General features: G+C 72.4%; 19 protein-coding genes and 1 pseudogene. 2 read left to right on the top strand and 18 right to left on the bottom strand.

What is annotated here, in order from left to right; all coding sequences use genetic code 11:
- Positions 1-20: 20 nt before the first annotated feature.
- The 10 genes and pseudogenes from HDC93_RS38590 to HDC93_RS20365 form a co-directional block, all read right to left on the bottom strand.
- A pseudogene (locus HDC93_RS38590) lies at positions 21-473 on the bottom strand (SRPBCC family protein); the annotation flags it as partial.
- Positions 473-736 carry an acyl carrier protein gene (locus HDC93_RS20405; RefSeq protein WP_184848264.1) on the bottom strand — a complete coding sequence of 88 codons (264 nt, stop codon included), beginning with the start codon at positions 734-736 and terminating at the stop codon, positions 473-475. The gene HDC93_RS20405 and the pseudogene HDC93_RS38590, both read right to left, overlap by 1 nt.
- Before the next feature lie 68 nt (positions 737-804).
- A complete protein-coding gene (locus HDC93_RS20400) occupies positions 805-2,073 on the bottom strand; it encodes a ketosynthase chain-length factor (RefSeq protein WP_185012318.1) in 1,269 nt (422 codons plus the stop codon).
- Positions 2,070-3,356: a beta-ketoacyl synthase gene (locus tag HDC93_RS20395; protein WP_185012317.1), complete on the bottom strand. Its 1,287-nt coding sequence runs from the start codon at positions 3,354-3,356 to the stop codon at positions 2,070-2,072. Before HDC93_RS20395 ends, HDC93_RS20400 begins: the two co-directional genes overlap by 4 nt.
- Positions 3,353-3,784: a cupin domain-containing protein gene (locus HDC93_RS20390; RefSeq protein WP_185012316.1), complete on the bottom strand. Its 432-nt coding sequence runs from the start codon at positions 3,782-3,784 to the stop codon at positions 3,353-3,355. Before HDC93_RS20390 ends, HDC93_RS20395 begins: the two co-directional genes overlap by 4 nt.
- Positions 3,781-4,152 carry a TcmI family type II polyketide cyclase gene (locus tag HDC93_RS20385; protein ID WP_184848260.1) on the bottom strand — a complete coding sequence of 124 codons (372 nt, stop codon included), beginning with the start codon at positions 4,150-4,152 and terminating at the stop codon, positions 3,781-3,783. The genes HDC93_RS20390 and HDC93_RS20385 overlap by 4 nt, the downstream gene beginning before the upstream one ends.
- Before the next feature lie 162 nt (positions 4,153-4,314).
- The gene (locus HDC93_RS20380; RefSeq protein ID WP_185012315.1) at positions 4,315-6,258 is read right to left on the bottom strand and encodes an AfsR/SARP family transcriptional regulator; all 1,944 of its coding nucleotides are present in this window, start codon (positions 6,256-6,258) and stop codon (positions 4,315-4,317) included.
- A 308-nt stretch (positions 6,259-6,566) separates the two neighbouring features.
- On the bottom strand, positions 6,567-8,438 hold the full coding sequence (gene asnB, locus HDC93_RS20375) for an asparagine synthase (glutamine-hydrolyzing) (RefSeq protein ID WP_185012314.1): 1,872 nt from the start codon (positions 8,436-8,438) through the stop codon (positions 6,567-6,569).
- Complete coding sequence (locus tag HDC93_RS20370) at positions 8,435-8,968, bottom strand: hypothetical protein (protein WP_185012313.1); 534 nt, start codon at positions 8,966-8,968, stop codon at positions 8,435-8,437. The genes asnB and HDC93_RS20370 overlap by 4 nt, the downstream gene beginning before the upstream one ends.
- Entirely contained in the window at positions 8,965-9,414 is a 450-nt protein-coding gene (locus tag HDC93_RS20365) for a DUF1772 domain-containing protein (RefSeq protein ID WP_185012312.1), read from the bottom strand. Before HDC93_RS20365 ends, HDC93_RS20370 begins: the two co-directional genes overlap by 4 nt.
- Before the next feature lie 205 nt (positions 9,415-9,619).
- Between HDC93_RS20365 and HDC93_RS20360 the strand changes: the two genes are divergently transcribed.
- Positions 9,620-11,197, top strand: a complete 1,578-nt coding sequence (locus tag HDC93_RS20360; protein ID WP_185012311.1) for an FAD-dependent monooxygenase — start codon at positions 9,620-9,622, stop codon at positions 11,195-11,197.
- Positions 11,198-11,441: 244 nt separating this feature from the next.
- Here the strand turns inward: HDC93_RS20360 and HDC93_RS20355 are convergent, their stop codons facing one another.
- From HDC93_RS20355 to HDC93_RS20325, 7 genes are all read right to left on the bottom strand, one after another.
- Entirely contained in the window at positions 11,442-13,049 is a 1,608-nt protein-coding gene (locus tag HDC93_RS20355) for an FAD-dependent monooxygenase (RefSeq protein ID WP_185012310.1), read from the bottom strand.
- The gene (locus HDC93_RS20350; RefSeq protein WP_185012309.1) at positions 13,046-14,086 is read right to left on the bottom strand and encodes a methyltransferase; all 1,041 of its coding nucleotides are present in this window, start codon (positions 14,084-14,086) and stop codon (positions 13,046-13,048) included. Before HDC93_RS20350 ends, HDC93_RS20355 begins: the two co-directional genes overlap by 4 nt.
- A gap of 203 nt (positions 14,087-14,289) precedes the next feature.
- Positions 14,290-15,855 carry an MDR family MFS transporter gene (locus HDC93_RS20345; protein ID WP_185012308.1) on the bottom strand — a complete coding sequence of 522 codons (1,566 nt, stop codon included), beginning with the start codon at positions 15,853-15,855 and terminating at the stop codon, positions 14,290-14,292.
- A gap of 220 nt (positions 15,856-16,075) precedes the next feature.
- Complete coding sequence (locus HDC93_RS20340) at positions 16,076-17,053, bottom strand: zinc-binding dehydrogenase (protein ID WP_185012307.1); 978 nt, start codon at positions 17,051-17,053, stop codon at positions 16,076-16,078.
- A gap of 153 nt (positions 17,054-17,206) precedes the next feature.
- Positions 17,207-18,184, bottom strand: a complete 978-nt coding sequence (locus tag HDC93_RS20335) for a zinc-binding dehydrogenase (RefSeq protein WP_185012306.1) — start codon at positions 18,182-18,184, stop codon at positions 17,207-17,209.
- 99 nt (positions 18,185-18,283) lie between these two features.
- Positions 18,284-19,285: a methyltransferase gene (locus HDC93_RS20330; RefSeq protein ID WP_185012305.1), complete on the bottom strand. Its 1,002-nt coding sequence runs from the start codon at positions 19,283-19,285 to the stop codon at positions 18,284-18,286.
- Positions 19,286-19,373: 88 nt separating this feature from the next.
- Positions 19,374-20,930, bottom strand: coding sequence for an FAD-dependent monooxygenase (locus tag HDC93_RS20325; protein WP_185012304.1), 1,557 nt, complete (start codon positions 20,928-20,930; stop codon positions 19,374-19,376).
- A 164-nt stretch (positions 20,931-21,094) separates the two neighbouring features.
- On the opposite strand from HDC93_RS20325, the gene HDC93_RS20320 reads away from it, so the two are divergent.
- Positions 21,095-21,580, top strand: coding sequence for a MarR family winged helix-turn-helix transcriptional regulator (locus HDC93_RS20320; protein ID WP_185012303.1), 486 nt, complete (start codon positions 21,095-21,097; stop codon positions 21,578-21,580).
- A 107-nt stretch (positions 21,581-21,687) separates the two neighbouring features.
- Here the strand turns inward: HDC93_RS20320 and HDC93_RS20315 are convergent, their stop codons facing one another.
- Positions 21,688-23,325, bottom strand: a complete 1,638-nt coding sequence (locus tag HDC93_RS20315) for an FAD-dependent oxidoreductase (protein WP_185012302.1) — start codon at positions 23,323-23,325, stop codon at positions 21,688-21,690.
- Between the last annotated feature and the right edge of the window lie 38 nt (positions 23,326-23,363).

Raw genomic sequence — 23,363 nt, 5'->3', positions numbered from 1 at the left:
CGCTTGCCCTGGAGTTGCCGGCCGGCCCGGGCCGCGGTCTCCACCTTGGCCTTGATCAGCCGCATCTGGACGGCGGTGTTGCGGTTGAGCCGGGCGGTCATTCCGGCGTCGTCGATCGGGGCGTCGGGCTTCATCGCGAAGTCCTGGATCCAGCGCATCCGTACGCCGCCGGGCACCTCCTCGTACTCCCAGCGGATGTCCATGTGCGCGAAGGGGCCGGTCTCGACCCGGCGGGCCACGACGGTGCGCGTGGCCGGGTCGGGGGTGCGCTCGGAGACCCAGTTCCAAACCGTGCCGTTCTCGTCCGGGTGCAGGGCGAGGCGGAAGGTGACGGTGTCGCCGTCCCGGCCGAGGATCTCGGCGGAGGCGTACTCGTTGAACAGCCGCGGCCAGGCCGCCACGTCGTTGGTCATCGTCCACACCAGGTCCATCGGTGCCTCGACGACGATCGCGTTGTCGGTGTGTCCTGCCATCAGACGCGGGCCTCCGTGAGCCGGGCGTGGACGTAGGTCAGCGCCTCGCGCGGGGTCTGGGTGTGCGAGAGGTCGCCGTCGGGGATCTGGATGCCGTATTCGCGCTCGATGCGGTTGACGAGTTCCAGCAGGGCCAGCGAGTCGTAGCCGAGGTCGGCGAACGAGGTGTCGGCGAAGTGCTCGCCGTCCAGGTCGGTCTGCTCGTCGACCCCGCCGCTCGCGCGCAGGATCCGCCGGATGTCGTCGAGGGTGAACTCCGCCATGGGAAGCCTTTCGTGGGTTGTGAGTGGCTGGGGGCGCGGGAGGGGCCGGTCGGCTGCCGGTGAGCCGGTCACCTCCCGAGGGCGTCGCGGTCCCCGGCGCCCACCACCAGCGCGGAGGTGAAGCCGCCGTGCCCGCGGGCCAGGACCAGGGCGGTACGCGGGTCGGTCTGGCGGGGGCGGTCCAGGACGAGGTCGATCTCGCAACCGGGGGCCGGGCGGCCGAGCCCCGCGGTGTGCGGGACGACCCCGGCGCTCAGGGCGAGCAGCGCGGTCGCCACGTCCAGGGCGGCGCCGCCCGCGTAGAGGCGCCCGGTGAGGGTCTTCGGCGCGGTCACCGGCACTCCGCCGGGCCCGAAGACCTCGGTGATCGCGCGGGCCTCGGCGAGGTCCTCGGCGGGGGTGCCGGAGGCGTCGGCGAGCACCACGTCGACGTCGCCCGGGGCGAGCCCGGCGTCGGCGAGGGCCCGCCGCACGACGGACACCAGCACGCGGTGGTGCGTGGTGGTGCCGTCCGCGGTGGGGTCGAAACCGGCCGCGTAGCCGAGGAGTTCGCCGTACGCCGGGACTCCGCGGGCATGGGCCGACTCGGCGCTCTCGACGACGAGGATGGCTCCGCCCTCCCCCGGGACGAAGCCGGAGGCGGCCGCGTCGAAGGGCAGATAGGCGCGGGCGGGATCGTCCTCGGTGGACAGCCGGCCGGTGGACAGCTGCGCCACCAGGCCGTACGGGCACAGCGAGGCGTCGGTGCCGCCGCTGAGCACGAGCCGGGAGCCGGTGTCCAGCAGCCGCCGGGACTGCCCGAGGGCATCGAGACCGCCGGCCTGCTCGCCGCAGATGACTCCGCAGGGGCCGCGCATGCCGTGCCGGATGGAGACCTGGCCGGTGGTGGCCGCGTAGAACCAGGCGATGGACTGGTACGCCCCGACCCAGGAGGAGCCCTTCTGGTAGAGGTTCTCCATTTCGTGCTGTCCGAACTCGGTGCCGCCCGAGGAACTTGCGGTCACCACCGCCATCTCGTACTCCGGCAGGGTGGCCGGGTCGGCGGCGGCGTCCGCGAGGGCGTCCTCGGCGGCGGCCAGCGCGAAGTGGGTGAAGCGGTCGGTCTGCGGGACGAGCCGTCCCGGCACTTGTTCACCGGCGCGGAATCCGGGGACCTCGCCCGCCACCCGGACCGGGTAGCCGGTCGGGTCGAAGCGGGTGATGCGGCCGAGGCCGCTCTTGCCCGAGAGCACCGACTCCCAGTGCCGGGCGGCGCCGATCCCGGTGGGCGCGACCACGCCGAGCCCGGTGACCACGGACCGGCCGCGCCGGCCGGGACTGATGCCGGAGGCGCTCATGCCGCCTCCCCGTGCGCGAGGTGGGGCCGGCCCAGGACCATCGCCGTCTGGAAGCCGCCGAAGCCGCTGCCGACGCTGAGCACCCGGTCCATGCGGTGCTCGCGGGCCGTCACCGGCACGTAGTCGAGGTCGCACTCGGGGTCGGGCGTGGACAGGTTGGCCGTCGGGGGGACGACCTGGTGGCGCAGGGCGAGGGCACAGGCGGCGATCTCCAGGGAGCCGATGGCGCCGAGCGAGTGCCCGATCATCGACTTGATGGAGCTGACCGGCACCTCGTGGGCCCGCTGTCCGAGGCTGCGTTTGAACGCGGCGGTCTCGTGCCGGTCGTTCTGCTTGGTGCCGGAGCCGTGGGCGTTGATGTAGTCGATCGCGCCGGGGTCGAGCCGCGCCCGGTCCAGGGCGACCCGGACGGCCTCCGCCATCTCCCGGCCGTCGGGCTTGAGTCCGGTCATGTGGAAGGCGTTGCTCCGGCCCGCGAAGCCGAGGATCTCGGCGTACACGGTGGCGCCGCGGCGTCGGGCCGACTCCAGCTCCTCGATCACCATCACGGCGGAGCCCTCGCCCAGGACGAAACCGTCGCGCTGCCCGTCGAAGGGCCGGGAGGCGTGTCGGGGATCGTCGTTGTTGGCGGTGGTGGCCTTGATGGCGTCGAAGCAGGCGGAGGTGATCGGCGACAGCGGGGCATCCGTGGCGCCGGCGAGCACGATGTCGGCGCTGCCCTCCTCGATCAGCTGGACGCCGTGTCCGATGGCGTCCAGTCCCGAGGTGCAGCCCGTGGAGATCAGCGCGACCGGCCCCTCGGCGCCCGCCTGGCGGGCCACCTCGACGGCGAGGGTGCTGGGCACCATATAGCCGTACAGATGGGGGACGCCGTAGCTGTGGTCGACCAGCCACTCGCGGCCGCCGTCGGAGAGGACGGCGTACTCCTCCTCCAGGCCCATGGTGCAGCCGACGGCACTGCCGATGCTGACGCCGACCCGCTCGGGGTCGGTGCCGGGCAGTTCGACTCCGCTGTCCGCGACGGCCTCGCGGGCGGCGACGACCGCGAACTGACCGGCCCGGTCCATCCGGCGCGCCTCCTGCGGGGTGAGCCCCGCGGCGAGCGGATCGAAGTCGCACTCGGCGGCGACCTGCGAGCGGAAGCCGGCCGGGTCGAACAGGCTGATGCGGCGGGTGGCGGTGCGTCCGGCGGTGAGCAGGTCCCAGTAGGCGTCCCGCCCGATCCCGCCGGGCGCGACGGCCCCCACCCCGGTGATCACCGCGCGCCGGTGTCCGGCTGTCATCGGGCCGCACCCACATCCGGGTTGCCCGCGGACGCGTCGAGCGGCTGCTCGGTGTCGACGTGGCCCAGTTCGGGGCGGGGCGCGAGCGGGGAGAGGTGGAAGACCGCCTCGGCCGGCACGGACCCGGTGTTCACCAGGCGGTGGCGCACCCCGATGGGCACCAGCAGCGAGTCGCCGGGGCCGAGCGCCACCGGGGTGCCGCCGTCCAGCGTCATCTCCAGCCGGCCCTGGACGACGTGCAGGAACTCCTCGGAGTACGGGTGGAGGTGCTCGGTGACGTGGTGGCCGGGGGCCAGCCGCAGCACTCCGCCGAAGCCCGAGGTGCAGCCCACGGTCTTGGGGCTGAGGGTGACGCGGATGTCGCCGCCGCGCTTGGTGTTGGCGGCGACCTCGTTCACGGTGACCTTGGTGGTGGCGGGGGCGCTCATCGGGCACCGCCCAGGTTCGCCGAACGCGGGGCGCTGGTCTGCGGTCCGTCCTGGGGTGTCCAGGAATAGAAGGGGACGGCCATGGCGTCCTTGGGCTCGCGCCAGTCGGGGTCGTAGGGCGAGATGAACTGGCCGAGCCGGGTGTTGATCTCCTCGTAGAGCGGGTGGCTGCGCGCCTTGTACAGGTTCGGCGCGATGTCCTGGTCGGCCTCCACCAAGTGGAAGTACAGGTTGTGGAACGCGAACAGCGTCCGCCTCGACACCCCCACCAGATGGGGCAGTTCGGTGCTGTCCGAATCGGCGAAGACCTGCGCGACGCCCTCGGCGTCGGCGAGGTCCATCCTCGCCACGATCAGCGTTCGGTGCACGATGTCCTCCCGGCTTGTCGGTGCTGTGTTCACCCTGGTCGGCGGGGGTCGAGACGCTCTCGAAGGCGCCTGGAGAACCGCTGGCGGGCGCGGGTGCCGCGCACGGGGACAGCACGACGGCCCGCCGCACCCGGGGGTGCGGCGGGCCGTGGGAGGGCCGGGCTAACGGCGGAGGTCGGCCTTCATCAGGGTGACGCCGGTGCCGGCGATGACACCGGCGCCGATCATCCGGCCGTTCGGTACGTCGCCCGCGGGCGTGCCCCGCGACAGGAGGATCAGGGCCTGCCGGGTGAGCCGGGGAACGGAGTACAGGAGCTCAGCGTCCGGTGTCAGGTGCTCCTGGACGAGGTGGACGTCGACGAGGTATTCGAGGAGCGTCTCGGCGTCTCCGCTGCCGGGACGCAGCCGTGTCACCACCTCGTCGAGGCTCCATCGCGGGCGCTCGCGCTGGAGCAGCAGGCGCAGCAACTCCCGTGACCGGGCGGGCAGATGCCGGTGGCTCGCGGCCACGGTGGTCATCAGCGACTGGGTACCGGCGGGCAGTTCGAGCAGCATCCGGTGGTTGCCGCGCAGCCGCGACGCCAGCCGGCCGGCCGTCCAGCCGGGCCGCGCGGTGAGCCGGCCGGCCACGGCCCTGATCGCCAGAGGCAGCCCCTCGCACAGCCCCATCAGCTCCTGCACCGCCCCCGGGTCGTCCTGCCGTGAGCGCTCCCCGGCGACCCGGTCGTAGAGCTGGAGGGACTCCTCCCGGGACAGGGCGGGGAGCACGATCTTGCGGCCGGTGGACAGGCTGTGCGCGCGGTAGCGGTTGGTGGCGATCACCGCGCAGCCGGAGCCGCCCGGCAGGACGGCGCGGATCTGGGAGGCGGTGAGCGCGTCGTCGACCACGACCAGCACCCGGCGGTCGGCGGTCCAGGTGCGGAAGAGCCTGCTGAGCTCGCCGAGCCCGCTGGGCTGCTTCTCGCGCTGGATGCCGCAGGCGGTGAGGCAGGCCGACAGCACGTCCGCGAGTTGCTGGGAGCCCTCGCCGACGGCGGACAGGTCGATGAAGAGCTGTCCGTCCGGGAAGCGCGGGCGCAGCCGGTGTGCGGCACGCACGGCGAAGGCGCTCTTGCCGACACCGGGCGGGCCGTGCACCTCCACCACGCGCATGCCGGTGCTGGCCCGGTCCGCGCCGAGGAAGGTCTCCAGCTGGTCGAGTTCGCGTTCCCGCCCGACGAAGTCACCGACGTCGGCGGGGAGCTGGGCCGGGCCCGGCACGAGCCGGCGTGCGCCCGGCACGGTCTCGGACTTGGCCGGGGCGGGTCCCAGCAGGTGGCCGCGGTCCGCGAGCACCTCCTGGTGGAGCCGTTGGAGCTGCACGGAAGGTTCCAGGCCGAGTTCCTCGACGAGATGGCTGCGCAGGGTGCGGAAGGTGTTGAGGGCGTCCGGGCGGCGGCCGCAGCGGTGCAGGGCCCGCATCAGCTGGCCGGCGAACGCCTCGTGGGTGGGGTGGGCCCGGAAGGCCTCCGACAGCTCGTCCAGGACGGTGTGGTGACGGCCGAGTTCGAGCTCCAGGGAGAAGCGTTGCTCCAGGACGCTCTTACGGCGTTCCTCCAACTGGGTCGACCAGGCCGACAGCCGGCGTCCGGTGCTGACGTCGACCAGGGCTCCGCCCTGCCACAGGGAAAGGGCCGCCTTCAGGGTTCGGGCCGCCTCTTCCTCCCCCGCGCCGGTGCGGAGTTGGGCCATGCCCTGTTCGGTGAGCTGGTCGAAGCGGTAGGCGTCCACCGACTGCTTGTCGTCGAGCCGCAGTTCGTAACCGCCGACCCTGGTCAGGATTGCGGGGCAGCCGTGCGGTGGACGGGAGCCGAAAGCCGCACCGTGCTGGCCGGTGGCCAGCAGCAGTCTGCGGCGCAGTTGATAAATGTAGGTTTGCAAGGTGGTCAGCGCGCTGAGCGGCGGGTGGTCTTCCCACAGTTCCTCGCACAGCTGGTCCACGCTGACCAGCGAGTTGGCATTGAGCACCAGCAGGGCCAGCACCTGACGCAGTTTGGGGGCCGACGGTGTGACGTCCTCCCCGTTCCTGCGTATTCGCATGGAGCCCAGCAGACCGATCTCTATCACTGCATTCCCCCTGAGTGAGCCGCCGGTGTGGGGTGGCGGCCATCGGTTATTCACCTTCCTGCGTCACTCATTTTTGGGCGAAACATCATTCGCTCGAAGGGGGTGGAAAAATTGCCTCCCCTTTACTCGGGGAATTACGTTTCGCCGAAAAAGAAGTTGAAACCAGCAAATACCCTGCGCGCACTCGGCGACCCTAGTCGAAACCGAATGGCGCATTCCCACGCTTTACTTCACGGCATCCTATGCTTCGCGCACATGGATGACAAGGAGCACATTTCTGCGCGGGCTGTGGCGTGCGTCCGGCACCCTCACACCCGCAGCTCGACCCCGTACTCCGAGAGCCAGGTGTTCAGCTGCAGCACCATCTCCATGCTCGCCCGTTCCACCCACGCGAAGGCACCGCTGGGAGCCGCCGACGCGCCCGGCGCCGCCCGGGTCGCCTCGGCGTCCAGCAGCGGGGCGACCGGCGCCGTACCGTCCGCGGCCACGTCCTCGAAACGGTGGCGCACGAACTCGCCGTACGCCGCCTCCTGCACGGTCGGATAGGCGCTCTTGGGCCGGTTGAGGACCCGCTCCGGCAGCAGATCGGCGACCGCCGCCCGCAGCAGGCTCTTCTCCTGGCCGTTCACCCGCTTCCACTCGGCCGGGACGTTGTAGACGTACTCCACCAGCGCCCGGTCGCAGAACGGCGGGCGCAGCTGCACCCCGTGCGCCATGCTCATCCGGTCGGCCCGGTCCAGATGGGTGGGGGCCCACCGGGTCAGCGCCAGATACGTGACCTCGCGCGCCCTGCGCTCGGCGGGACTCTCGCCGGCCACCTGCGGGACCTCGGTGAGCGCGTCGCGGTAGTGCTGGTCGGCGTACTCCATGAAGTCCAGCTCCTTGCGGAGCGTACGGTCCACCAGCGAGCAGCCGAGACCGCCCGCGGCGGCGTCGTGCCCGCGCTCGAAGGAGACCCACGGGAAGGTCGTGGAGTTGCTGTGGGCCGGGTCGTACGCCCAGAAGTAGCCGTTGAACACCTCGTCCGCGGTCTCCCCGGAGAGCACCGCGGTGATCCCCGCGCCGCGCAGCGCCTCGAAGAACAGCAGCAGCGAGACGTCCATGTCGCCGAGCGGCGAGGGCGCGTCCTGGCTGCGCAGGGCGGCGGCGTGCGTCCGCGGATCGGCGAGCGCCGCCGTGTCCAGCAGGATCTCGGTGTGCTCGGTCCCGATGTGCTCGGCGGCGAGAGCCGCGTAGGGGGCGTCGGGAGTGGCGCGCATGGTCGGGTGTGGCTCGAAGCTCTCCGCGTAACCGGAGAAGTTCACCGAGAACGACCGCAGCCCGGCCCCCTCGGCCCGCCGCCGCTGGGCCGCGAGCGCGGTCAGCGCGCTGGAGTCGATCCCGCCGGAGAGCATCGCGCCGACCGGCACGTCCGCCCGCAGATGCGTGACGACCGCCTCCGACAGCAGCCGGCGCACGGTCGCGACGGTGGTTTCCAGGCTGTCGGTGTGCGGGTGGGCGGGCAGCGACCAGTGACGGCGGTGGCCGGTGCCGGGCGCCCGCACGGTCATCGTGTGGCCGGGCAGCACCTCGCGCGTGCCCCGGAACACGCCGGTGCCCGGCTTGCGGCTGTGCGCGAACAGCTCCCGCAGCCCGTCGGCGTCGACCACCGGCCGGACCGCCGGATGGGCCAGCAGCGCCTTGGGCTCGGAGCCGAAGACCACACCGGACGGGGTCAGGAAGTAGCACAGCGGCTTCACCCCCAACCGGTCGCGGACCAGCAGCAGTTCCTGCCGCCGCACGTCCCATACGGCCAGCGCGAACAGCCCCTCCAGCCGCTCGGGGAACGCCGCACCCCACTCCAGGTAGGCGTGCAGCGCCACCTCCGCGTCACCGTCCCCGGTGAACCGGTGCCCCTTCGCCGCCAGTTCGCGGCGCAGCTCCACCCCGTTGGTGACGGTCCCGTCCAGGGTCAGGACGGCCACCGGGCTCCCGGCCTCCGACTCCAGCACGGCCGGCTGCCCCGCGTGCTCGGAGCCGAGCAGGGCGAGCCGCCGGTGGGCCAGCGCGGCATGGCCCTCGATCCACTCCCCGAAGCCGTCCGGGCCGCGGTGCGCGAGCGCCGCCGCCATCGCCCGTACGGTGGGCGCCTCCGGCGTCAGGTCCCGTTCGAAGTCCACCCAGCCGGCGATTCCGCTCATCGTGGCGTCCTTTCGCTCTCTGCGTCTGATGGGAGTGCGCTGTTCTCCGCCGGGGCGTGGGTGAGGAGGGTGACCTCCACCAGGGACAGCCCGTGCCGCTCGACCGCCTCCCGGAACTCCGCGAGTGCGGGCGCACCCTCACCGCGCACCGCCAGTCCGAGCCGGCGCGGGGCCTGCTCCCCGTAGCGGCGGTACAGCTGCAGATAACCGCGCGCGCTGCGCTCCGCGTCGTCGACCAGCGTGAACCGCACCGGCCGCCGCTGTCCGCGCCAGGTCAGCTCGCCCGGCGAGCCGCCCGCGAAGTTGTGCCGCCAGCCGCTGCCGGTCGCCACCACCAGCGCGTCACCGAGGGTGTGCACCCCGGCGGGCACGGTGTACGTCCGCCCGCTGCGCCGGCCGCTGAAGTGCAGCAGCGCGAGCCGCTCGGCCACCGGACCGGGCGCGGGACCGGACAGCAGCTCCCGCATCCGGGCATCGGCCGCCGCCCGCTCCGGGCCCTCGGGCAGTTCGCGTACGACGACGGGGGTCATGACAGCACCACCGCGGCGGCGGTCAGCGCGCAGCCCGCGATCGCGAGGCCGGTGCGCACCAGATGCCAGTCCCGCCAGGCCGGGCGCGGGTCCCGCCAGCCGGGGCCCAGGTCCTCGGGCCGGGTCCGCTTGACCCTCCGGTTGATCGGCACGTTCCGGGTCTGCGACACCACGGCCACCCCCGCCATGCAGACCGCGGCGGCCGCGAACAGCACCCGTGGGCCGTCCGACGCCCCAATCGCGAGCCCCACGTCCACGGCCGTGGAGCCGGTGACGATGAACGGCATGATCCGGTCGTAGCGCTTGCCGAGCAGGATGTGCGTGGACACATAGCGCTCAGGGGTCATCGCGATCAGCGCGGGCATCACGCTCACCGCGACCGCGAAGAGCACCCCCGCCACCAGGCCGGTGCCCGTGAGCACCAGCACACTCAAAGCCTCCACCACCGCTTCCGTCCTCCTTCGACCGTGCGCCGTACTTCGGGACTGGTCCGAACCTGTCAGCCGGTCCTCGCACGGCACTCGAATCCGACTGGGAGCGCGTCGCTCAGCACCGGTTCCGCTCGCCCGCGCCGCGAGCCCGGTTCGAGGCACCGGGTGTTGCATCAGCCCGCCGAAACCGAACGCAATCCACACCCTCCGAGGAGCCGGTATGGCGGACGAGACGACCGAAGTACTCATCGTGGGCGGCAGCATGGTGGGGCTCGCCCAGGCCCTGTTCCTCGCCCGGCAGGGCATTCGGCCGGTGCTGGTGGAACGGCACGCGGAGATCTCGGCGCACCCCCGGGCGCAGGCCGCGAGCCCGCGGACCATGGAGCTGCTGCGCGCGCTCGGCCTGGAGGACGCGGTACGGACACGGGAGAACCCGCACGCCCAGTACGGCGACATCCTCCAGGCCGAGTCCCTCACCGGTGCGGAGCTCGGGCGGTTCGACGGGCCGTTCCGCTTCGACAAGCACGAGGTCGGCACCACCGGCTGGACCCTGATCGGGCAGGACCGTCTCGAACCGGTGCTGCGGGAGCGGGCCGAGGAACTCGGCGCGGACATCCGGTTCGCCACCGAGATGACGGAGTTCACGCAGGACGCGGACGGCGTCACGGCCGTCCTGCGCGACCTGGGCGACGGCTCGGAGCGCACCGTGCGGGCGCGGTACCTGGTCGCGGCCGACGGCTCACGGGCGCCGATCCGCACCTCGCTCGGCATCGGCCACCACGGGCAGGGCGTGTTCGGCCGGCAGATGAACATCGTCTTTCACGCCGACCTCGACCCGTACGTGGCGGGGCGCACCTTCTTCCTCTGCTTCGTCAGCAACCCGGCCGTCAAGGGTGTGCTCGGCAAGCTCGGCGGCGCGGACTCCGACCGCTGGGTGCTCGCGCCGAGCCTGCCGCCCGGGGCCGACCACCGCGGCTACGGCACCGAGGACTGCGTGGAGCTGGTCCGGGCCGCGGTGGGCGTGCCCGAGCTGCCGGTCACGGTGGAGTCCGCGACGAGCTGGGAGATCGCCGCCTGGGTCGCGGACCGCTTCCGCTCCGGCCGGGTGCTGCTGGCCGGCGACAGCGCGCACGTCATGCCGCCCACCGGGGGGTTCGGCGGCAACATGGGCATCCAGGACGCGCACAACCTGGCCTGGAAGCTCGCGCGGGTGCTGCGCGGGCAGGCGGGCCCCGGCCTGCTGGACACCTACGAGCAGGAGCGGGCCCCGGTTGCCGAGTTCACCGTCGACCAGGGCGTCATCCGCTACCTCCAGCGCAGCGGCCTCGACGAGGCGGCAGCGGCCCGGCACCGGCCCGAGACCACGGTGCTGTTCGGGCACGTGTACCGGTCGGACGCGGTCCTGCGCGAAGCCGGGCACGACGACGGAGCCGTGGTCGAGGACCCGACGGCCCCCACCGGGCGTCCCGGAACCCGCGCTCCCCATCTCCCCCTGGTCCGCCAGGGCAAGGACGTCGCCCTCCACGATCTCCTCGACGGCGACTTCTGGCTTCTCGCCGGGCCCGGCGGCACCGCCTGGCAGGAGCCGGCGGCCGCGCTCGGACTGTGCTTCCACCGGGTGGGCGCGGAGGAGTCCCCCGAGGTCGTCGAGCGTTTCCTCGGCCGCTACGACGTCGAGGAGGCCGGTGCGGTGCTGCTGCGGCCGGACGGGTTCATCGCGTGGCGGGCGACCGGCGCCGAGGGCGAGCCCGCGGCTTCGCTGGCAGCGGTACTCGACGCGGTGCTGCGGATCGGGTGAGCCGTCGGGGTGGGTGCCGGGGGTGCCGTCGGGTGGCTGCGGCACCGTCGTGGCCGGTCGCGCAGTTCCCCGCGCCCCTGTGGGGAGCGCTGCGCGCCCCCAAGTGCGAGGGCCGCGGTGCTCCTATGCGGAGCACCGCGGCCTTTCTCTGCGCGAAGCGTGCCTCAAAGGACGCGGGGAACTGCGCGAGCGGCCACGACCGGTCCGCAGCCGCCCGACACCCCCTCGGGCAACCCCCTGGCGCCTAGCCCCGGTCCAGAATTCCGCGCAGCGCGGCGATCGCCGCCTGGTCGAGGGGTCCACCCCTCCCCGCGGTCATACGCCACCCCACGAAGCCGTCGGGCCGCACCAGAACCGCGCCCCCGGCCAGCAGCCCGTACCGCCGCCGGAAGGACCCGTCCTGGTCCCACAGCCGTGTCCCGCGACCGATCCGCACGACGTTCAGCGCGACACCCAGCCGCTCGGCCTCCCGCTCCACCGCCCCGGTCCACCGTCCCGCCGCCTCGTCGACGAGCAGCGTGAACCCGTCGCCGTAGAGGTCGATGACCGACACCGGCCCTTGCGGCCCGTCGAGTTGAAGATGCGGTGCCCGAGCCCCGGGCCGCGCCGAGGGGTGCGCGGGGTCCTCGACGATCGCGTCCGGCGCCCCCTCCTCCGCGGCGAAGGCCCCGGAGCGGTAGCAGTACCCGAACGTCACGGTCGTCTCGTCCAGCAGCTCCGCGGCGACTTCCTGGTACTGCTTGCCCTCCCGCACCGCGAACCGCAGCATCGCCTGCCGGACGGTCTCCTCGGCCACCGGCCGCCGCTCGGCGTCGTAACTCTCCAGGAGCCCCGGGCCGGCCGTGCCGGACAGCACCAGGGCCAGCTTCCAGGCCAGGTTGTACGCGTCCTGGATACCGGTGCTGGCGCCGAACGCCCCGGTCGGCGGCATCACATGGGCGGCGTCCCCGGCGACGAACACCCGGCTGGTCGCGAAGGTGTCCGCCACCCGCGCGGAGATGTCCCACGCGGGCATGTCCACCGACTCGATCTTCAGCGGCAGGTCGGGCACCCCGACCGCGGCGCGCACCAGGGCGGTGCAGCGCTCCTCGGTGAAGTCCTCGGCGAGCTGGCCCTGTTCGGGGAAGAAGGAGACGTTGATGACCCAGCGGCGGTCGTTGTCGATGGGGATGATCGTGCCGCGCACCTCGGGGTTGTTGACGTACGCCGCGATGATCCGGCGGCCGCGCAGCGCCTCGGTCAGGTCGGCCTCGAAGAAGAAGCTGACGAGGTTGGTGATGGTGCCCCGGCCGTGCGCCCCGATGCCCAGCATCTCGCGCAGCGGGCTGCGGCTGCCGTCCGCCGCGATCACGTACCGGGCGTGGATCTGCGCGCTTTCCCCGGTGGACAGGTCGGTGGTGTGGGCGAGCACCCCGTCCGCGTCCTCCTGGAGCGCGTCCACCCTGGTGGAGAAGCGGACGTCCGCCCCGGCCTCGACGGCGCGCTCCCGCAGGATCGGCTCCAGCTGGTTCTGGTCGATCAGCGTCCACTGGGTGGGGCTGATCCGGCCGATGTCCTCCGGTGAGGCGCTGGGCATCCGTACGCGTTCCTTGCCGGCGAGGCTCTCGACGTGCACCAGGTCGGTGTTGCCGGAGATGGGGGAACGCCCCGCTCGCACCCGCTCCTCCATGCCGACCGCGCGGTACAGCTCCATCGTCCGGGGGTTGATGGCACGGGCCTTGGGGTGGGTGGAGGTGTCGGGGTGGCGTTCCACCAGGGTGGCGGCGATGCCGTGGTGGGCGAGGAAGACGGCCGCGGACAGTCCGGTCAGCCCGCCCCCGACGATGAGCACAGGGGTCCGGTGCTGCTTCATGCTGCCTCCTTGTGGGCGGTGACCAGGGTGTGGGTGCCGAGCAGGGGTTGTGCGTCGCCGTCGGTGAAGCCGGCCCCGCGCAGCCAGGCCCGGCAGTCCGCCACCCGGTACTCGGAGCCGTCGGGGCTGACCAGCCGCATGTGCAGGCTGCTGAGCAGCCGCTCCGGGTCGCTGCGGTCGTCGTCGATCATCCGGTCGTAGACGAGGACCGTGCCGCCGGGCCGCACCGCGTCGAAGACCCGGCCGAGCAGCTCGCGCCGGCGGGCGGTGTCGAAGCCGTGCAGGATGTGGCCGAGGACGACAACGTCGGCCTGCGGGATCGGGTCGGTGAAGAAGTCGCCGCCGGCGAAGGCGACCTTGTCGCTCAGGCCCAGCCCCTCGATGTGCTCGGTGAACAGCGGCCGCGTCCGCTCCAGATCGAAGCAGGTCGCCCGCAGATGCGGGTGCTCCCGCACCAGCACGGCCGCGAGGTTGCCGCGGGCGCCACCGAGGTCGACGAACGAGGAGTGGCGGTCCCAGTCGGTGCGCCGGGCGAGTTCGGCGCCCATCCGGTCGCTGTACGCGTCGAGTCCGGCGAGGAACCGCTTCATCTTGGCGTGGTCCTCGTGCCGGTCGCCGACGAAGCCGCCCTTGTCCGGGTCGAGGTGCTGGGGCTCGCCGGAGCGCATCGCCTCGGTGAGCCGGCCCCAGGTGCCGTAGAGGGTCTCGTTGGTGAGCTCGACGAAGCCGCCGAGGTACGAGGAGGAGTCCGGCACCAGATAGGCCTGCGCCAGCGGGGAGTTGCGGTAGCGGCCCTCCGTCCGCTCCAGCATCCCGAGCCCGACCAGCGCATCCAGGAAGTCCGGGACCATCCGGTGGTGGGTGCCGGTGCGCCGCGCCAGCTCCGCGGCGTCGGCGGGGCTCTCGGCCAGCGCGCCGAACACGCCGAGGGTGACGGCGCTGTGCAGCACCTTGGCGGCGCAGTCGGCAATGGTCAGCCGGATCAGTGGTCCGGGGTCGACCGCCGGAGCCGTCTGCGGGTCTTCGGTCGTTGTCACACGAGCCTCCTGGTCTGCCTCTGCCTCTTCGGCCTGCGTCCTGCGTGGTACGGCTGTGCAGTGCCGACGATGGTCGCGGGCCGTCGATTCGGGCTCGAAGGGCGCTGAAGGGCGGACCGGGGTGTGGGCGGGCGGCCGGGCGGACGCGCAGGAGCCGCCGTTCCGGGCGGGACGGCGGCTCGCAGGCGGTGGGTGCCGAGGGGTCAGCTCTCCTCGGCGGCCACCTCGTGGCCCTGGTGCTCCTCGCCGCGCAGGGGGAGGTTCTTCATCGTCAGGGCGGCCGCCAGCCCCAGGAGGAGGACCGGTACGGCGGTGAGGAACACGGGGGTGAGCGCGGCGGCGTACGACTGCTCCACGGCGTGGCGCACGGGCTCGGTGAGCCGGTCCAGCGTCTCCGTCGAGGACAGCGCGTCGTGGTCGATGCCGCGCAGCGCGCCCGGGGGCGTCCGCTCGGCGATCTCGTCGGTCAGCCGGTTGTAGAAGATCGAGGCGAACAGGGAGATGCCCACGGTGGTGCCCAGCTGCCGGGCGAAGGACACCGTGGCGTGGACGGCGCCGATGTCATCGCGGGGGGCGGTGTTCTGCGCGGCCATGGTGAGCACCTGCATGTTCAGCCCGGCGGCGATGCCGAAGACCAGCATGTAGGCGATGACCACGACACGGGGTGTCCCGGTGTCCATGGTGGCCAGCAGCAGCGCCCCGGCGACGCCGACGGCCATGCTGAGCACGGGGTACCACTTGTAGCGCCCGGTCTTGGTGATCGCCGCGCCGCTGACCACGGAGGAGGCGACCAGGCCGAACATCATGGGCAGCAGCACCACCCCGGACATGGTCGGGCTGGCTCCGGTGACCACCTGGATGTAGATCGCCAGGAAGTTGACCGAGCCGAGGAAGACGATGCCCGCCGCGACGCTCACCAGCACGCTGACGCTGAAGGTGGAGTCGCGGAAGAGGTGCAGCGGGATGACGGGTTCGGCGGTCCGGCGTTCGGCGGCGACGAACGCGACGGCGAGCAGTACCGCCGCCACGCCGAGTCCGAGGACCCGCCAGTCCAGCCACTCGTACTTCACTCCGCCCCAGCTCGCGGCCAGGGTGAGCGCGACGATCGCGGCGCTGAGCAGGACGAAGCCGGTGTAGTCGATGTGGGCGGGGCGCTCGACGCGGGGCAGGTGCAGGCAGGTGGAGACCAGCACCAGGATCACGATGCCGACGGGCAGGTTGATCAGGAAGACCCAGTGCCAGCTCAGCAGGTCGGTGAGAGCGCCGCCGACGGCGGGCCCGGCCAGCGCCGCGAGGGCGAAGACGATGCCGAAGAGGTTGAAGTACTTGGCGGCCTCGCGCGGGTTGAACAGCTCCCCGATGATGGCGAGGACGGAGACGAAGAGGCCGCCGGCGCCGATGCCCTGCACAGTGCGGAACAGGATGAGCTGGTCCATGGACTGGGCGGCACCGCTCAGCGCGGACCCGGCCAGGAACACCGCGACGGTGATCAGGAAGATCTTCTTGCGGCCGAAGAGGTCGCCGAGCTTGCCGTAGACGGGCGTGGTGACGCTGGCGGCGATGATGTACGCGGTCGTCACCCAGGCGAAGACGTCGAGACCGCCAAGGTCACCGACGATGCGGGGCAGCGCGGTGGCCACGATCTGCGAGTCCAGCATGGCCAGGAAGACGGCCAGCAGGCAGGCGGTGATGACGGGTCGGATCCGAGTCTGGGGTGGGGAGCCGACGGCGGTGAGCGGGCCGTCTGCCCCTGTGGTCCGGGAGGGCACGGGAATGGGCCTTTCGGGCTGGAGTGGGTGCCATCCCCGTCCCGCCGGCCGTGGTCGGCCGGCGTCGGTTGCGGTGTGGGGTCCGTCAGGGGATTGCTGTGGGCTGCGCCGTACGGCACGAGTGCCTCTCGTGCCGTACGGCGAGTGGCCGCTCTCGAGCGGGGGATGATCGTGACCGGCCACGTCGGTCGGGAGGCGGTGGGTCGTCGCCGGTCCGGCGTCAGGGGACGAGGACGACCTTGCCGAGCTGGGCCCGGGCCTCCATGAGTTCGTGCGCCTTGACGGCCTCGTCGAGACCGAGCCGCTCGTGGACGACCGGGCGCACCTTGCCGGTGGCGATCATGTCGAGCAGGTCGCGCTGTCCCGCGGCGATCGCCTCGGGCTTGTTGTAGAGCATGGCGTACAGGGCGAAGCCGGCCACGGTCTTCATCCGGCTGAGCATCAGCGGGTGAATGGGCTGGATGTCGCCGCTGGCCGAGCCGTAGAAGACCAGCCGGCCGAACTGGGCGGTCAGAGCGATGGACTTGGTGAGGATGTCGCCGCCGACGGTCTCCAGGACGACGTCCACGCCGCGGCCGTCGGTCGCGGCCCGGACCTTCTCGTCCCAGTCGTCGTCGGTGTAGTTGACGGTGACGTCGGCGCCGAGGTCACGGACGAAGTCCAGCTTGGCCTGCGTACTGGCGGTGGCGATGACCTTGCCCGCGCCCATCGCCTTGGCGATCTGCACGGCGAGGTGGCCGACGCCCCCGGAAGCGGCGTCGATCAGGATCGACTCCCCCGGTCTGAGCTGACCGGCCTCCCTGATGGCGTGGTACGCCGTCTGGGCCGGGCTGGGCAGCAGGGTGGCCTCGGCGGCGTCCATCGAGTCCGGGATGGTGATGGCCCAGGCGGCGTCGGCGGTCACGTAGTCGGCGTAGGCGCTGTGATCGACGTCGACGACTACGCGGTCCCCGGCGCTCAGGTTGGTGACGCCCTCGCCGACTGCCTCGACGACGCCGGCGACATCGCCGCCGGGGGCGCCGGGCAGTGTGGCGTGGCCACCGATCGGGATGCCCTGGCGGCGCTGGACCTCGGCGAACGTGACGCCGACGGCCTCGGAGCGGATCAGCACTTCGCCCGGTCCGGGCTGCGGCTTCTCCGCCTCTTCGACACGAAGCACCGAGGGGGCGCCGTGCTCGTAGTGGCGGACGATTCGCATGGTGTTCTCCCAACTAGGAGGTGTTGTGGAGCCGCGGATGGTCGTCACGCGGCCCCGCCCAGGGATCCGGGTTACATGATGCACAATTACATGCTGTCACGCATGCACTTGTCAACCACACATCGATGATCCGATGCACGATCTGATGAGAGGTCAGGGAACGAGCACCACACGGCCGAGCTGGGAGCGCGACTCCATCAGCTCGTGCGCGGCCGCGGCGTCCTTCAGCGGCAGCTCGGCGTGGACGACGGGACGGACCTTTCCGGAGGTCACCATTTCCAGCAGCTCCCGGGCGCCCTGAGCCATGACGTCGGGCTTGCCGCCCATCACGCCCCACATGCTGAAGCCCATGACGATGCGGTTGTCGAAGATGTCACCGACCTCGATGGCCGGCAGCTCGCCGCCCGCGGCGCCGTACACCACCGTCCGCCCGAACTGGGCGGTGAGGTTCACGGACTTGGTGAGGATGTCCCCGCCCACGGTCTCCAGGACGACGTCCACGCCCCGGCCGTCGGTCGCGGCGCGCACCTTCTCGTCCCAGTCGTCCTCGCCGTAGTCGACGGTGACGTCCGCGCCGAGCGAGGCGGCGAACTTCAGCTTCTCCGCTCCGCGGGCCGCGGCGATGATCCGGCCCGCGCCGAGCGCCTTGGCCATCTGGACCAGCAGATGGCCGATGCCGCCCGCGGCGGCGGTGATCAGCACGGTCTCACCGGGCTGGAGCTTCGCCGCCGTGGTGATCACGTGGTAGGCGGTCTGGCCGGGGATGGGCAGCGAGGTGGCCTGACCCGGGTCGATCCCCTCGGGGACGGCGAACAGCCAGTCGGCCTGGGTGACGACGTACTCGGCGTAGCCGTCGGCGGCGACACCGGTGACCACCCGGTCACCGACCTTCACCTGGTCGACGCCCTCGCCGAGCTGTTCCACGACGCCCGCGACGTCACCGCCCGGCGAGCCGGGAAGCGTGGCGGGACCGCCGACGGGGATGCCCTGACGGCGCTGGCACTCGGCGAAGTTGACCCCGACGGCCTCGGCGCGGATCAGCACCTGGCCGGGGCCGGGGACAGGGGTGTCGGCCTCTTCGAGCCGCAGCACCGAAGGGGCACCAAACTCGTGGTGTCGGACGATACGCATGGACGTACTCCTCTTTCTCATTCATTCGCTTGCCTGCACGACGGAGTTGCTCCCGCGTGCACGGCGGGGGTTGGGGTGGGGGGAAGGGGGCGGACCGGGTCAGGCCCGCGTGAGTTCGACGAGCGAGCGCACCGGCCCCAGGCCGACGACGCGGCGCAGTGCGAGCCCGGCACCGGCGGCCAGTTCGCGCAGCTGCTCGGTGGTGCGCATCCGCCCGCCCAGGTAGATCAGCATCCGCAGGTCCAGATCCGTCTGGTCGGTCTGCACGTCGAGCAGGCCTTCGAGGATCATGACCCGGCCGCCCGGCCGAACGGCCTCGGCGCAGCGCCGGAGAACTTCGGCCGCCCGGTCGTCGGGCCAGTTGAGCAGGACGTTGGACAGCAGGTACACGTCGCCGTCGGCGGGCAGGGGATCGAAGAAGCTGCCGACCACCGCACGGCAGCGCTCCTGGAGTCCGGCGTCCGCGAAGTCCCGCTCGGCCGCGGCGGCGGGTGCCTCCAGGTCGATCAGGGTGCCCTGGGCGCCCGGGGTGGCGTCGACCACGGCCGCGAGCAGGTCACCGCTGCCGCCGCCCACGTCGACGACGTGCCGTACGGACTGCCAGTCGCCCTGGGCCAGCAGCTCGGGGACGACCCAGCGCATACTCGCCGCCATCCGCCGGGCGAAGGCCTCGGCGAGCGCGCCGTCCGCCTCGACGTCCGTCCAGAACTCCTGCCCGTACAGGGCGGAGTAGACGGGTCCGCCGGAGCGCACGGCATCGAGCAGGCGGAACACCGCGGCCTCGCCCCGGCCGGTGGGGCCGTCCAGGCGGAGCCAGTCACGGCCCGACTGGGGGACGTCGTCGCGCAACAGGGCACCGAGGTCCGTCGGTTCGTAGGCCCCGTCGGGGATCCGGCGGTAGATCCCGGCGTTCACCAGGTGGCCGAGGAGACGGCCCAGGGCGATCGCGTCCACGTCCGCCTCGCGGGCCAGGGCCTCGATTGTGACCGCTCCGGCGGCCATGTGGTCCGAGAGTCCGAGGGTGGCGGCCACTCTGATGGCCATGGGGGTGATCAGGTCGCTCTTCTCCAGTAACTCCTGCGACCACGGGGGATTGCTCACTGCGTCCTCACAAGCGGTGTGTGTGGGGGTGGGGAAGCTGCCGTGCCGACCGGAGGGGCGTGCCCCTCCGGCTCTCGCGGCCACTTCGTCAGACGGTGCCGAACCAGGTGGTGACGGCCGCGGTCAGCGATTCCCGCAGCTCCGCCTCCGGCATGTCCCGGTCCGCGGCCCAGGCGACATAGCCGTCGGGGCGGACCAGCAGACCGGCCAGCTGCGGCTCCTCGGCGCACTCGGCCCGGATGTGCTGGAGCCGGCCGGCCCAGGAGGCGCCCGCGGCCCACTTCTCGTGGACCTGGCCGATCTGCCCGTCGCCGGTCAGGTCGAGCAGCAGACCGGTGCCGCGCTTCAGGTACTTGGGGAGGGGCTTGACGCCCTCCTCGGTCGTCAGTTCCAGGTCGCGGGCGAAGTCGCCGAGCAGCCGGTGCTCGGGACCCTCGATCGCGTAGCGGACGGTGACGCCGCTGAGCATCTCGGCGAGGTGCCGGTTCACCTGCTCCTTGCGCATGAGGTCGGTGAAGAGCTCGCGCAGCGGGGTGACGTAGGGGTCCGGGTTCATCAGCGCGATCTGCGCGCGGGTGTTGGCCAGCACCTTGCGGGCCGGCGCCTGGCGTTCGCGGTCATAGCTGTCGAGCAGGTCCTCGGGAGCCCAGCCGTGCACCGCGGCGGCGAGCTTCCAGCCGAGGTTGAAGGCATCCTGGAGACCGAGGTTGACTCCCTGGCCGCCGACCGGGAAGTGGGTGTGGGCGGCGTCGCCCGCGATCAGCAGCCGGCCCTCGCGGTAGCGGTCCGCCTGGCAGGCGGAGTCGGTGAAGACGGAGAGCCAGCGCGGCGAGTGCGCACCGAGGTCGTCGCCCCAGATCTCGCGCAGGCTGGCGGTCAGCTCCTCCAGGGTGAGCTCCGCCCCGGGCTCGCGGTCGGCCTCGAAGTCGAACGTGGAGACCCGGTGGTAGGTGTCGTCGAGCGGCACACAGAACAGCAGACCGCGTTCGGTGCGCTCCATGCCCATGGGGGCGTTCTCACGGTCGGCGAGGATCACGTCGCCGAGCCGGGCGGTGACCCGGCCGCCGGTGCCGGGGAACTCGATGCCGGCCTCCCGGCGGACCAGGCTGCGACCGCCGTCGCAGCCCACGGCATACCGGGCGCGCAGGGTGTAGCTGCCGTCGGGGCCGGCGACCTCGGCCTCGACGCCGTCGGCGTCCTGGCGTATCGCGGTGACCTCGTGACCGCGCCGGATCTCGGCGCCGAGTTCGGCGGCACGCTCCTCCAGCAGTCGTTCGGTCCTGGTCTGCTCGGAGAGCAGGGCGTAGCCGTGCGCGCTGTCGAGGGTGGAGAAGTCGACCCACTCGTCGAGGCCGGCGAAGTGGCCGTTGTTCCAGGAGCGGGCTCCCTCGCGGAACCGCTTGAGCAGGCCGCGCCGGTCGAGGGACTCCAGGGAGCGGGCGTGCAGCCCGAAGGCCTTGGAGTGCGGGGTGCGCTCGGGCAGCCGCTCGAGCACGACCGCCCGCACGCGGGAGATCCGGAGCTCCGCGGCGAGCAGCATGCCCACGGGACCGCCGCCGACGATCAGGACGTCGAAGTCGACGTCGGTGTCGTAGGTGATCTCGACGTCGCGATCGGACTGCTCGGGTGGCACGGACTGGGACATGAGGTTCCCCCTCGGTGGATGTGCGCGCCGGATGCGCGACGGAGATGTGCGACACGAGACGAACAGGATAGATGTTCGTCCACAGGTATATGCTTAATGTCATGCAGTCAATTGAGAGCATACAGATGCTCGTCCGTCGTAATCAACTCGATTAGAATGCGGACATGGACACTTCGACTCAGCCCCCGCCGCGGGCAGCGGATCTGCTCGACGCTGTCGGTCCCGCCTTCTCCCGACTGCGGCGCGCGCAGGCGCTGAATGTGGAGAAGCAGGTGTCCCGCAAGGACTTCACCAGGACGCTGGTCCTCAACATCGTCCAGGACGGGCCCGACCAGGAGGGGCAGGAGATCACCGTCGGTGTCGTGGGCGAGCGCCTCGCCGTCGACCCCTCCGTGGCCAGCCGGATGGTCTCCGACTGCATCTCCGCCGGCTATCTGATCCGCGCGGCCTCGCAGCGCGACGGCCGCCGCACGATCCTGCAGCTCACCCCCGAGGGACACGAGACGCTGGTCCGCTTCCGCCGCCACCAGCGCGCGGCCTTCGAGCGCATCACCCAGGACTGGCCCGAGGAGGAGCGGCTCGAGTTCGCCCGGCTGCTCATCAAGTACGTGGACTCCGTCGGAGAGTTGCAGCACGACGACTCCGCGTAGACGGCACCGCCGGGCCCGGACGGACACCCGCCGCCCCGGCCCGGCCGCGGCACACCTCCGTGCGCCTGGCGCGTCCCCGCCGCAGCGCGGACGCGCCTGCGAGCGTCTCAGCCCCGGTCGAGCACCCCGCGCAGCACCGCCTCCAGCACCGCCGCCTCCGCGCCCCCGGGATCCGCGCCCGGAGACCGCCACGCGACGACACCGTCCGGCCGTACCAGGACCGCGCCTTCGGGGCGCAGCCCGCCGTAGCGCTCGGACCAGGTGCCGTCCGGGTCGGCCAGCGTGCCCGCCCCGCCGCCCGTGCCCCGCACCACCCGGCGCGCGGTGAGTTTCAGGCCCAGCCCGGCGGAGGCGGAGGCGGCGGCCGAGAGCCACTCGCGGCCGTTCTCCCCCGTGAGCAGGACGAAGTCCCGCCCGAAGAGGTCCAGCGTGGAGACGGGTACGCCGTCCCGCGACAGCGGCACGTACGGCGCCCGGGTCCCGGGTTCCCCGCGCAGGGCGCGCGGGTCGGAGGCGACCGGCAGGTCCGCGCCGTCCGGCTCCCCCACCACCGCGGTGGAGCGGTACGCCTGACCCGACGTCACCGTCACCGCGTCCGCGACGGCGGCCTGCTGCTCCGGGGTGGCGGTGCCGGACCGCAGGGCGAGCTGGAGGGATCCCTGCTCGGCCGTGTAGACCGCCACGGGCCGCCGCTCGGCGTTGTACGTCTCCACGAGGCCGGGCCCCGCGACGCCCGCGACCACCAGGGCGAGCTTCCAGGCGAGGTTGTGGGCGTCGGCGATACCGGTGTTGGCGCCGTAGCCCCCCGTAGGCGGGACCACGTGTGCCGCGTCCCCGGCGAGCAGCACCCTGCCGTGCACGAAGCTCTCGGCCACCTGCTCCGCCATGTCCCAGGGGAAGCGCGAGCGGATCGTCACCTCGACCCCCGCCGCTCCCACCGCGGCCGCCACCAGCTCGGCGCAGCGGTCGTCGGTGAAGTCCTCCAGGCTCTCGCCGTCCTCGGGCCGGTACCCGACGATGAGGGTGCCCCCGGTCAAGGTGTCGTCATGCACGAGAATGCCCGTGACCTGAGGGTTCTTCACATGGACCACGCTGTAGCGGCGGTCCCCCAGCACCGGGCCCAGATCCGCGCCGAACGCGATGCTCACGTGGTGGGACAGCACCCCGCGCCCCTGCCGGGGCACCTTCAGCGCCTCCCGGACGGTACTGCGCGGCCCGTCGCAGGCCGCCAGATAGGAGCTGCGGAAGGTGCGGGTGCCGGTGTCGTCGCCGAGGACGGCGGTGACCCCCTCGGGGTCCTCCGCGAAAGACAGCAGCTCGGTGCCGAACCTGAGGTCGGCGCCGAGCTCGGCGGCCCGTGCCCGCAGCAGCGGCTCCAGCCGGTCCTGCGGCAGCAGCATCAGCCGGGACGGCGTGAGGCCGCCCAGATCGTCGTCGCCCTCCAGCTCCTCCTTGCTGAACAGCACGTCACCGGCGAGCGAGGTCACCCCGGCCCGGGTGCGGTGCGTGGCGAAACCGGACGCCTCCCGTACGGCGGCGTCCTCGACGCCTGCCTGACGCAGCAGTTCACCGGTCCGGGGGTAGTACCCGACGGCCCTGGGGTGGATCGACGTGCCCGGATGGCGCTCCACCAGGGTGCACCGCACCCCGTGCCGGGCGAGGAACAGGGCGGTGGACAGCCCGACGAGGCTGCCGCCGACGATCAGTACGGGCGCGCTGCCGGAAGGGTCGGAAGCGGAGGTCATCGCACGGTCCCTCTCTGGGTGATCGGCCTCGGACGGGT

Source organism: Streptomyces sp. AK010, from assembly GCF_014207295.1.
GTDB classification, from domain to species: Bacteria; Actinomycetota; Actinomycetes; order Streptomycetales; family Streptomycetaceae; genus Streptomyces; species Streptomyces massasporeus.
Note: the sequence above shows the minus strand (reverse complement) of the source record. Positions and strands in the feature narration are given on the sequence as shown.